The sequence below is a fragment of the Pseudooctadecabacter sp. genome (genome assembly GCF_965657175.1).
GTDB lineage: Bacteria > Pseudomonadota > Alphaproteobacteria > Rhodobacterales > Rhodobacteraceae > Octadecabacter.
Map to the genome: position 1 here is coordinate 98,018 of NZ_CBFHNH010000006.1, position 9,363 is coordinate 107,380.

Sequence of the window (9,363 nt, forward strand, 5' to 3'; positions counted from 1 at the left end):
AGGACAATATGAAGGCGGCGGCGGGTCATAAAAGACATCTAGCGTCGCATGTGGGGTGAGCAAGGGACGACCTGACGGTCGGCGCATGCTGCGGGCGGGGGGCGGTTTTTCTGCGAAAAACCGCTGGTTGGCAGAGATGGGGCGTTTTCAAGCAGGGTGGCGTGTGTGGTTCGGGCGTCGAAGTAAGGTATTTTTGAACCAGAGAGTTCGAGGCGTCTTGGAAAGCCCTTAGCAGAAGGTTTCAGCCGAGAACGGGCGGAGCCCAGAGCCGTCTCGGAGAGGCCCCAGTGGGGCGTCTCAGGCGCAGAATGGCGTCTTGGAAAGCCTCTAGCAGAGGGTTTCAGCCGAGAACGGGCGGAGCCGAGGGCCGCAACGGGGGAGGCGATCGGGCGGTCTTCGGGGGATCGGACGCGGCGGGTCAATTCCAGCTCCCCGTCAGTTTTGCGGCCTGTTTTGGCAAAACCTGATGCTTCGTAAAAGGGGAGCGCTGAGGCGGCATCGGGCACCACGCTGAGGGCGATTTGCCGGCGGCGGCGTGTCTGGGCCAGGTCGGCAGCAAAGGCCAAGGCGGCGCGTCCGTGGCCGCGACCTTGGTGGTTGGCGTCAATCATCAGCCGCCAGATATAAAGGGTGTCGCGGGTTTCTCGAGTTTGCAGTTTGACGGCGTCATGGGCGAAATCGATCAGCGCCAAAAGGCCCGCAGGCGTGCTGCCGTCGTAGATGCCGTAAACCTCGCTGCCGCCTTCGAACAGGGCCTGCGGCAAGGTGACGGCGTTCGGGGCGACCAGATGATCCTGATCGTCCCGAACGGCCAAATCCAGCATGGGGACCACGGTTTTGGCCCCCAAAGCCACGACCTTTGTCATTTACGCGCCGGGGGGCGGGGGCGGGGGCATCACGGTGAAGAGTTGCGCGAGTTCCTGCACCTCATCCGCTGTCATCCATCCGTCTTGGCCTTGGGTCCAGACCAGCGTTTGGCGCGTCAATTCACCGGCAGCGGCCATCTGGCCCATGCGCGCTTTGGAGAACGGGCCCTTGGTTTCGCCGTTCTCTGCAATGTGCCAGACGTGTTCCACAGGCGGTGGGGGCGGGGCAGCAGGGGCTGCGGCGCGCGCCCATGGGTTGGCCATTTGTTGCGCCATTGCCATGCCCATGCCAGCGCCCATGCCGACACCCATAGCACCAGATGCTTCACCGCCCTGACGAAGGGCTTCGGCGGCGGCGTATTTCATATGGGCGTCCAGATCACCGGTCAGCCCACGGGAAGTCCGCGTGTCGAGGGCTTTTTCCACTTCGGGCGGGAGCGAGATGTTTTCGATATAGAATTCAGGGATCGTGATGCCGTATTGCGCCACGGTGTCGGCAATGGCACCGGCCACCAGTTTGCCCAGATCGCGGGTGTTGGCGGCCATATCGAGCACGGGAATACCGGAGGCCGCAATCACGCGGCTGAATTCCTGCACGATGATGTTGCGGACCTGAAAGCTGATTTCATCCATGGTGAATTCGCCGTCGGTGCCGACGTTTTCGGTCAGGAACAGACGCGGGTCCGTGACCTTAACCGTGTAGGTGCCAAAGGCGCGGATGCGGGTGGGGCCGAATTCGGGGTCGCGCAGCATGATGGGGTTTTTGGTGCCCCATTTGAGGTCGGTGAACCGTGTGGTGTTGACGTAGTAAATCTCGGATTTGAAGGGGGATTTGAACCCGTGATCCCAGTGCTGCAACGTCGTCATGATCGGCATGTTGTTGGTTTCCAACATATACAGCCCCGGTGTAAACACATCGGCCAGCTGGCCTTCGTGCACAAACACCGCCGCCTGACCTTCGCGGACGGTCAGTTTGGCGCCGTATTTGATCTCATGGCCCTCACGTTCGAACCGCCACACCATGGTGTCGCGAGTGTCGTCGGTCCAGTGGATGACGTCGATGAATTGGCCGGCGAGAAAATCAAGAATTCCCATGGGGGCGGTCCTTTCGTTGTGGCATTTGTGGTCAGCTGGGACCGGAGTTCATAATTTCGGAGGCAATGACCCGCGCGATGGGGGCGGCTTCGGCGGCACGCATCCCTGTTTGCAGGCGGTCATCATAGAGCATTTGCAACAGCAATTCGTCATGCGTCGTCAGCAAGCCGAATTCTTCGTCGTCGTTAAAGATGCTGGGACGCGCACGGGGGCTGTCGTTGGCAAGGCCAAGGCCTTGGGCGAGTTCTTCGTGAATACAGGCCAGCCGCATCAGGTCGGGGTGTTCGCCGCGGATCACCGCCACGGCCTGATCGTAGTCAGAACTGCCATCGCGCGAAAATGCCAGCACCAGACACAGCGTATCGCGGGGCACGTCCAGAAAGGCGCGCACGGACCTGTCATCGATGCCCGGCACAAGGGCGCGCAGGCGGTCGCCGTAGCCGAGCCGGTCGTCTTCGTTCAGCATCAGAACGTGGAAATTCGGATTGGTGTCGGTGACAGACATCGGATGACCAGTGACACGCGCAAGGCGGCTGACGTAGTTGCGGATGTCGGCGCTGTCTTTGGTGCGCTGGGCTTCGGGGATCGTAGCACCGTAGTCGATGGTGAACCGTACGGGCTGTTCCCAGCGGCGCAGGCGGCTGAGGGTGGGCCGTGCCTCAAGCCCTTGATCTGTGGCGACAAATTCATCGAACAATGCGATGCGGACAAAGTTGCGCGCCAGCATTGTGTCGGTGAATGTGGTGTCCGGCCCGCCGCCGTCGGTACGCAGCAGACCGCGCGCCAGCAGGTCATTTTCAACGCGGCGGTAATGCACGGCCAAGGCGCGGCTTGCGTCTGACGGCGCCAGATCTACAGGCGCCTGAAAGGGCACTTCGACTTTGTCGGGGCGTGTGGGCGGGGTGGGGGATGTGGCCATCCCGTCGTCCACGCCCACAGTGTCACAGGCGGCCAGAGACAGCAGGGCGTCCAAGCCCAAACCACGTCGCCAAATGCCGCCTGTCCACGTCATGCGGGCCTTATGCCCCTGTTGCCGTGCCGATGGTGTCGCCAGTGCCCGTTGTGCGGGCTTTGGCGGCGGCGAGGGTGGATTTCAGCTCCGCCTCCATCGTTTTCAGCTCCTTCTCGGCCTCGGCGCGCTTGCGCTTGCCTTCGTCTGCGATCTGCAGGCTTTCCTCGATGGTGCCGATCAGGTCCGCATTGGCAGCCTTGATGGCTTCGATGTCGAAGACGCCGCGCTCCATCTCGGTGCGGATGGTCTTGTTGGCCTGACGCAGGTTTTCGGCATTGGCGGTCAGCAGTTCATTGGTCAGATCATTGGCGTCGCGCACGGCATTTGCCGCCTCGGCGGAGCGTTGGATCGTGACAGCCTGTGCCAGCTGCGTTTCCCACAAAGGCACCGTGTTGATCAGGGTCGAATTGATCTTCGTCACAAGGCTTTTGTCATTTTCTTGCACCAGACGGATCGACGGCAAGGATTGCATCGTCACCTGACGGGTCAGTTTCAGGTCGTGGACACGGCGTTCCAGATCGTCGCGGGCCGCACGAATGTCGCGCAATTCCTGCGCTTTCATGACGCCCTGATCCTCAGGGGCGGCGGCGACCTCGGCCTCTTTGGCGGGGATGACCTGTTCGTCCATCTCACGCAGCTTTTCTTCACCGGCGGTGATGTAAAGGCCCAGTTCGTCATAGAAGCTCAGCGTTTTGTCATAAAGAACATCAAGGCTTTCGATGTCTTTGAGAAGCACATGTTCATGGCGCAACAGATCATCGGTGACCTTGTCGATCTGGCCCTGTACGGTTTCGAACCGGGCGGCGAATTTTGCGGCTGGTGCTGCGCGGCCCAGTAGTTTTTCCCACCACGACCGTTTGCGACGCACGTCCAATTCGCTGACGTTGAAGCCGCGAATGGTGGTCACGATCTGGCGCAGGCTGTCGCCCGCAGGGCCCACATCCTTGTTGCGCACGCCTTGCAGCATGGATTGGGAAATTTCCTGCAATTCGGCCTGTGCGGCGGACCCGAAAGAGATGATCGAGTTGGTGTCGGTCATGTCCAGTTCGGCCATCCGGCGCGTGATTTCCGCGCTGGTGGGCGCATCGGCCTGTTCCAACGGGACCAATTCGCCCTTGGGTTCTGGCAGCACCACGGCTGTCACCTTTTCGACTTCTGCCAGCTGCGTTTGCGCCGCTTGCATATTTTTCACAACAGTTTCAGACATTTATGTCCCCCTTCATTGGCCTGGGCTACAGGCCCTCTCGTTGCAGTCTGTCCCGCAACACTTTGATTTCAATATCCATGTCACTTCGATCATCGAGCAACATTTTCTCGGTCCGTGCGGCGAAATTCTGCTCAAGATCGGTCAGGAGCGCCTCAAAATCGGCGCGCGCCTCTTCGTCGCGTTTGCGTTTGTAAAGATCCGCGAATTTCACAGCCGCATCCCGCGCGCCCATCAGATAGACGCCCAAGAATTTGCGTGCGCCGGTCAGATCGCGCGGGTCTTCTTCGACGGTGCGGATCATGCGGCGGGCGGCGGCCTGAAACTGCTCCACGCGGTTGTCCAGATGGCGGTCTTTGACCGACGCGATGTGGTCGCGCATAGAGGCAAGATGGGCCTCGGCCTCATCCACGACGCGGGCCACGCGGTCTTGTTGAAAGGTGTCGATCCCCTCCATGCGTTTGTCGCGCAGGGGATCAAGGCCAAAGGCGGTGATGTGCAGGCCACCGGCCACGATGCCATACAGAAGGGCTGCCAAGGTCGATCCGTCATTCATCAACGACGCCAGCGCGATCCCGCAACCGGTTAGAACCGCACCGATGATCTTGCGGGGCAGGGCGGGCTTGCGGGCGACTTTGCGCGCATCAAACGCCGCCTGCGCGCGCATGCCGTCCCGTGTCAGCCATGCGGCCAGCGACAAGAGTGCAGCACCCACCAACCCCATGGCCAGCCCGACAGCGCCTTCGTTCAGCGACAAGAACGCCAACAGCACGCCGGGCAAAAACAGAACGTTCGCCTTGGCCCCTGCCGCATCCACGCGGCGCTGGTCGATAACCTCTTCGCGCACACCGGTCGCGGCACCATCGGGGCTGAACCTGCCGCCAAATTTCTTGGCCGTAGTCTAAAGCCCCCCCAACCAACCGGTGACGACCCCGAACATCAGGGCAATCAGCAATACGTAAGACAGGGTTTGGACGGATTTGGGCAAGTGCTGGTCCTCAGTGCTGGATTGGGCGAATTGGACGGCGCGTCGCAGGGCGATAATCACGGCAATCACGACCGCCAAGGCGATCAAAAAGATCAATATGCGCGCCATGTGCTGTCCTGTTCGGCCCCGGATATGTCACAATACATATGCGCCGCCTGCGCCGAATACGAGGGTTCACCCCCCGCAAAGCGGCTAAAACAGCCAAGTTCAGCGCAAAAATCCCCAACCAGATCAAATTTCCATCCCCATTTGGCCAAAAGCACCATGCAGAACCCGCGGCCCTGCGGCAAGGGTCAAGGACGCGGTTCTTTCCCCCTAACCCGTGGGCGGGGCTTTGGTTTCCCTTTTGGGGGCGCTTTGCGCACACGTTGGGGTTTGGGTGTCTCACGCAGTCCCATCTGGTCTTTGACGATCCGCTGTTTGACTTCTTCAACCTCGCCCTGCTTCAGCTGGCCCAGCTGGAACGGCCCGTATGAAATGCGGATCAGCCGGTTCACGGTCACACCCTGCGCGTCCATCACGCGGCGGATTTCGCGGTTCTTGCCTTCACGCAGGCCCACAGTCAGCCAAGCATTGGCGCCCTGTTGGCGGTCAAAGGTCACATCCATGGGGGCATAGCGGATGCCGTCCACTTCGATGCCTTTGCGCAACGTGTCCAGCTTGGCCTCTGACAGCGATCCCTTGATCCGCACGCGGTAGCGGCGCAGCCAGCCGGTGGCGGGCAGTTCCATCTTCCGTTTCAGTTCACCATCGTTGGTCAGCACCAACAGGCCTTCGGAATTCAAATCCAGCCGTCCCACAGACATCACCCGCGGCATGTCCTTGGGAAGCGCATTGAAGACCGTATCGCGGCCCTGTTCATCCCGTTCGGTTGTCACCAGACCGGCAGGTTTGTGGTACAGCCACATGCGCGGCGGCTCGGCCTCGGCCAGGGGTGCGCCATCGACCAGAATACGGTCCTTGGGGATCACGTTCAGCGCGGGCGTCAGCACGACCTTGCCGTTCACACTGACCCGTCCGGCCTCAACAATCTTTTCGGCCTCACGGCGGCTGGCCACACCGGCGCGCGCCAGAACCTTGGCAATCCGGTCGCCGGGGGGCGTCTTTTTCATATCATCACTCATCCCCAAGCGCCTAAAGCCTTGCAGAGCTGCGTGCAATGGCCACGCGCCCCGCTTCTTTGGTTCAAAAATATGCCCGCCGGAGGCTCCGGCCCTTGCCAAACGGAACGATCCCCCGCCAATAAGACGCATGACATTCAAAACCCACATGGACCGCGCCCTGTCCGAGGCCCGCGCCGCCGCCACCCGTGGCGAAGTGCCCGTGGGTGCGGTGGTGGTTTCGCCGCAAGGCGAGGTCATCGCCGCCACCGGCAACCGGACCCGTGAACTCAACGATCCCACCGCCCATGCCGAGGTTCTGGCGATCCGTGCCGCCTGCGCGGCCTTGGGGCAGGAACGGCTGACCGGTCACGACCTTTATGTCACGCTGGAACCGTGCCCCATGTGCGCCGCCGCAATTTCGAACGCGCGCATCGGGCGGCTTTACTACGGCGCATCAGACCCCAAATCCGGCGGCGTCGAACAGGGCGCGCGGGTTTTTTCCCATCCCCAATGCCACCATAAGCCGGAGATTTTCGAAGGCTTGGCTGAGGGGGAAGCGCGCGGCCTTTTGATCCGTTTCTTTGCGGACAAACGTGCCTGACCCCCAGATGACAATTGCCACACGCCCAAAGGAAGGCTGCCCATGAACTGGTTTGAACAATTCGACGGCTACTGCGAACGCACGGATTTTACCTATTGGTCCGAGCCTTTGAACGCGCTGACAAATGCGTCCTTCATCATTGCCGCGATCTTAATGTGGACCCGTGTGGCGCATCTGTTCTGGGGCCGTGTTCTGTGTGCGGTGCTCTTTGCCATCGGGGTGGGCAGTTACCTGTTTCACACCCACGCCACGGCATGGGCGTCCTTGGCCGATGTCGCCCCCATTGGTATTTTCATCTTCGTCTATCTGTTTGTGGTCAACCGGCACATGGTGGGCTGGCCGATTTGGGCGTCGCTGGTCGGGGTTTTGGGCTTTCTGCCCTACGCGGCAGGCGTCACGCTGGCGTTGGACCCGCTGCCGTTTTTCGGGATTTCGAACTTCTACTGGGCGGTGCCGATATTGCTGCTGGCCTATGCCGCGCTGTATCGCCGCCAGATGCCACTAACGGCGCGTGGTTTTGTCATCGGGGCCGCGATCCTGTCTTTGTCGATCACCCTGCGCAGTCTGGATATGCCGCTGTGCGATGCCTTTCCCGTGGGCACCCACATGTTCTGGCATATCCTCAACGGGATTATGCTGGCCTGGATGATCGAGGTTTACCGTCGCCACACGGTTGAAGCGCCCCCCGCTTCGGCGTAAAGCCCTGTCCAAACGTTTGAACGGAGAATCCCATGTCCATTGACACGGAAACGGCCCGCCGCGTGGCCAAACTGGCCCGCATCAAGGTCGAAGAGGCTGATCTGCCCGAATTGGCCAATGAATTCAGCGCGATCCTTGGGTTCATCGAACAGCTGAATGAAGTCGATGTTGACGGGGTGGAGCCGATGACATCCGTGACGCCCCAGCGCCTGAAACGGCGTGAGGATGTCGTGACCGATGGGGATCAGCCGCAGGCGGTCCTCAAAAACGCCCCCGATGCCCGTGAAGGGTTCTTTGCTGTTCCGAAGGTGGTTGAATAATGTCTGAACTCTCCAAACTGACCATCGCCGCCGCGCGGGATGCCCTGAAAAAGGGCGACGTGACGTCCGTGGAACTGACCGAGGCTTGTCTGGCCGAAATCGACGCCGCCGATGCTTTGGGGGCTTTCGTGCACAAAACGCCCGAGGTCGCGTTGGAACAGGCTAGGTCGGCGGATGCACGCAAAGACGGCGGGGACCTCAACGGGATTCCACTCGGCATCAAGGATTTGTTCTGCACCAAGGGTGTGGCATCGCAGGCCGCATCGCGCATTCTGGACGGGTTCAAACCGGAATACGAATCGACCGTGACGACACAGCTGTTTGATCAGGGCGCTGTGATGTTGGGCAAGCTCAACATGGATGAATTCGCCATGGGCTCGTCCAACGAAACCTCTGTCTACGGCAACGCTGTGAACCCGTGGAAAGCGGGCGATGCCGCGCTCACACCGGGTGGGTCGTCGGGCGGCTCCGCCTCTGCTGTGGCGGCTGATTTGTGTCTGGGCGCCACGGGCACCGACACAGGCGGGTCGATCCGCCAGCCTGCGGCTTTCACCGGCATTACCGGTATCAAACCGACCTATGGCCGTGTGTCCCGTTGGGGCATCGTGGCCTTTGCGTCGTCCTTGGATCAGGCTGGGCCGATGACCAAAGACGTGCGCGACGCGGCGATCATGCTGCGCGCCATGTGCGGCCACGACCCCAAAGACAGCACCTCCGCCGATCTGGCCGTGCCCGATTTCGAAGCCGCCTTGACCGGTGACATTCGCGGCAAAACCATCGGTATCCCGAAAGAATACCGGATGGAGGGGATGCCTGCCGAGATTGAAAAGCTCTGGGAAGATGGCACCGCCATGCTGCGCGATGCAGGCGCTAAAATCGTCGATATCACCCTGCCGCACACCAAATACGCGCTGCCTGCCTATTACGTGATCGCCCCAGCTGAGGCGTCGTCCAACTTGGCGCGCTATGACGGCGTGCGCTTTGGCCACCGCGCAGGTCTGGCCGCCGGCGATGGCATCACCGAAATGTATGAAAAGACCCGCGCCGAAGGCTTCGGGTCTGAGGTCCAGCGCCGCGTGATGATCGGCACCTATGTGCTGTCCGCGGGTTTCTATGACGCCTATTACAACCGCGCCCGCAAGGTCCGCACGCTGATCAAGCAGGATTTTGAGGCTGTGTTCGCCGATGGGGTCGACGCGATCCTGACGCCCGCCACACCGTCTGCGGCCTTTGCGCTGGGTCAAAAGTTCGATGATCCGGTCCAGATGTACCTTAACGACGTGTTTACGGTGACAGTGAACCTCGCCGGACTGCCGGGCATTGCGGTGCCTGCGGGTGTGGATGCGGCAGGCCTGCCGCTGGGCCTGCAACTGATTGGCCGCCCGTGGGAAGAGGGCGATCTCCTGAATACAGCCTATGCGCTGGAACAGGCCGCAGGCTTTGTAGCAAAACCCGCGCGTTGGTGGTAAACAGGC

General features: G+C 61.0%; 11 protein-coding genes. 4 read left to right on the plus strand and 7 right to left on the minus strand.

Features of this window, described 5'->3' with window-relative positions:
* Positions 1 to 38: 38 nt before the first annotated feature.
* The 7 genes from ACTG36_RS07415 to ACTG36_RS07445 all read right to left on the minus strand — a co-directional run bounded on the left by ACTG36_RS07415 (position 39) and on the right by ACTG36_RS07445 (position 6,289).
* Positions 39 to 866 carry a GNAT family N-acetyltransferase gene (locus ACTG36_RS07415; RefSeq protein WP_375280387.1) on the minus strand — a complete coding sequence of 276 codons (828 nt, stop codon included), beginning with the start codon at positions 864 to 866 and terminating at the stop codon, positions 39 to 41.
* On the minus strand, positions 867 to 1,961 hold the full coding sequence (locus ACTG36_RS07420) for an SPFH domain-containing protein (RefSeq protein WP_439141882.1): 1,095 nt from the start codon (positions 1,959 to 1,961) through the stop codon (positions 867 to 869).
* A gap of 31 nt (positions 1,962 to 1,992) precedes the next feature.
* A complete protein-coding gene (locus ACTG36_RS07425) occupies positions 1,993 to 2,973 on the minus strand; it encodes a DUF2927 domain-containing protein (protein ID WP_375280389.1) in 981 nt (326 codons plus the stop codon).
* Positions 2,974 to 2,980: 7 nt separating this feature from the next.
* A complete protein-coding gene (locus ACTG36_RS07430) occupies positions 2,981 to 4,180 on the minus strand; it encodes a toxic anion resistance protein (protein ID WP_375280391.1) in 1,200 nt (399 codons plus the stop codon).
* A 25-nt stretch (positions 4,181 to 4,205) separates the two neighbouring features.
* Positions 4,206 to 5,024, minus strand: a complete 819-nt coding sequence (locus ACTG36_RS07435; protein ID WP_439141885.1) for a 5-bromo-4-chloroindolyl phosphate hydrolysis family protein — start codon at positions 5,022 to 5,024, stop codon at positions 4,206 to 4,208.
* Positions 5,025 to 5,078: 54 nt separating this feature from the next.
* A complete protein-coding gene (locus ACTG36_RS07440) occupies positions 5,079 to 5,273 on the minus strand; it encodes a hypothetical protein (RefSeq protein WP_375280393.1) in 195 nt (64 codons plus the stop codon).
* A 185-nt stretch (positions 5,274 to 5,458) separates the two neighbouring features.
* Positions 5,459 to 6,289: a pseudouridine synthase gene (locus ACTG36_RS07445; protein ID WP_375280394.1), complete on the minus strand. Its 831-nt coding sequence runs from the start codon at positions 6,287 to 6,289 to the stop codon at positions 5,459 to 5,461.
* Between the two features lie 127 nt (positions 6,290 to 6,416).
* Here ACTG36_RS07445 and ACTG36_RS07450 point away from each other — a divergent pair, with 127 nt between their 5' ends.
* The 4 genes from ACTG36_RS07450 to gatA are packed head-to-tail and all read left to right on the plus strand — an operon-like array spanning position 6,417 to position 9,357.
* Positions 6,417 to 6,869: a nucleoside deaminase gene (locus tag ACTG36_RS07450; RefSeq protein WP_375280395.1), complete on the plus strand. Its 453-nt coding sequence runs from the start codon at positions 6,417 to 6,419 to the stop codon at positions 6,867 to 6,869.
* 42 nt (positions 6,870 to 6,911) lie between these two features.
* Positions 6,912 to 7,568: a hypothetical protein gene (locus tag ACTG36_RS07455; protein WP_375280396.1), complete on the plus strand. Its 657-nt coding sequence runs from the start codon at positions 6,912 to 6,914 to the stop codon at positions 7,566 to 7,568.
* 32 nt (positions 7,569 to 7,600) lie between these two features.
* On the plus strand, positions 7,601 to 7,888 hold the full coding sequence (gene gatC / locus ACTG36_RS07460) for an Asp-tRNA(Asn)/Glu-tRNA(Gln) amidotransferase subunit GatC (RefSeq protein WP_296420275.1): 288 nt from the start codon (positions 7,601 to 7,603) through the stop codon (positions 7,886 to 7,888).
* Positions 7,888 to 9,357, plus strand: coding sequence for an Asp-tRNA(Asn)/Glu-tRNA(Gln) amidotransferase subunit GatA (gene gatA / locus ACTG36_RS07465; RefSeq protein WP_375280397.1), 1,470 nt, complete (start codon positions 7,888 to 7,890; stop codon positions 9,355 to 9,357). Before gatC ends, gatA begins: the two co-directional genes overlap by 1 nt.
* Positions 9,358 to 9,363: the final 6 nt, after the last annotated feature.

What these genes read in the sequence shown, in the direction of transcription:
- ACTG36_RS07415 (WP_375280387.1), bottom strand. Translation starts at nt 866, where the DNA reads ATGACAAAGGTCGTGGCTTTGGGGGCCAAAACCGTGGTCCCCATGCTG.
- ACTG36_RS07420 (WP_439141882.1), bottom strand. Translation starts at nt 1,961, where the DNA reads ATGGGAATTCTTGATTTTCTCGCCGGCCAATTCATCGACGTCATCCAC.
- ACTG36_RS07425 (WP_375280389.1), bottom strand. Translation starts at nt 2,973, where the DNA reads ATGACGTGGACAGGCGGCATTTGGCGACGTGGTTTGGGCTTGGACGCC.
- ACTG36_RS07430 (WP_375280391.1), bottom strand. Translation starts at nt 4,180, where the DNA reads ATGTCTGAAACTGTTGTGAAAAATATGCAAGCGGCGCAAACGCAGCTG.
- ACTG36_RS07440 (WP_375280393.1), bottom strand. Translation starts at nt 5,273, where the DNA reads ATGGCGCGCATATTGATCTTTTTGATCGCCTTGGCGGTCGTGATTGCC.
- ACTG36_RS07445 (WP_375280394.1), bottom strand. Translation starts at nt 6,289, where the DNA reads ATGAGTGATGATATGAAAAAGACGCCCCCCGGCGACCGGATTGCCAAG.
- ACTG36_RS07450 (WP_375280395.1), top strand. Translation starts at nt 6,417, where the DNA reads ATGACATTCAAAACCCACATGGACCGCGCCCTGTCCGAGGCCCGCGCC.
- ACTG36_RS07455 (WP_375280396.1), top strand. Translation starts at nt 6,912, where the DNA reads ATGAACTGGTTTGAACAATTCGACGGCTACTGCGAACGCACGGATTTT.
- gatC (WP_296420275.1), top strand. Translation starts at nt 7,601, where the DNA reads ATGTCCATTGACACGGAAACGGCCCGCCGCGTGGCCAAACTGGCCCGC.
- gatA (WP_375280397.1), top strand. Translation starts at nt 7,888, where the DNA reads ATGTCTGAACTCTCCAAACTGACCATCGCCGCCGCGCGGGATGCCCTG.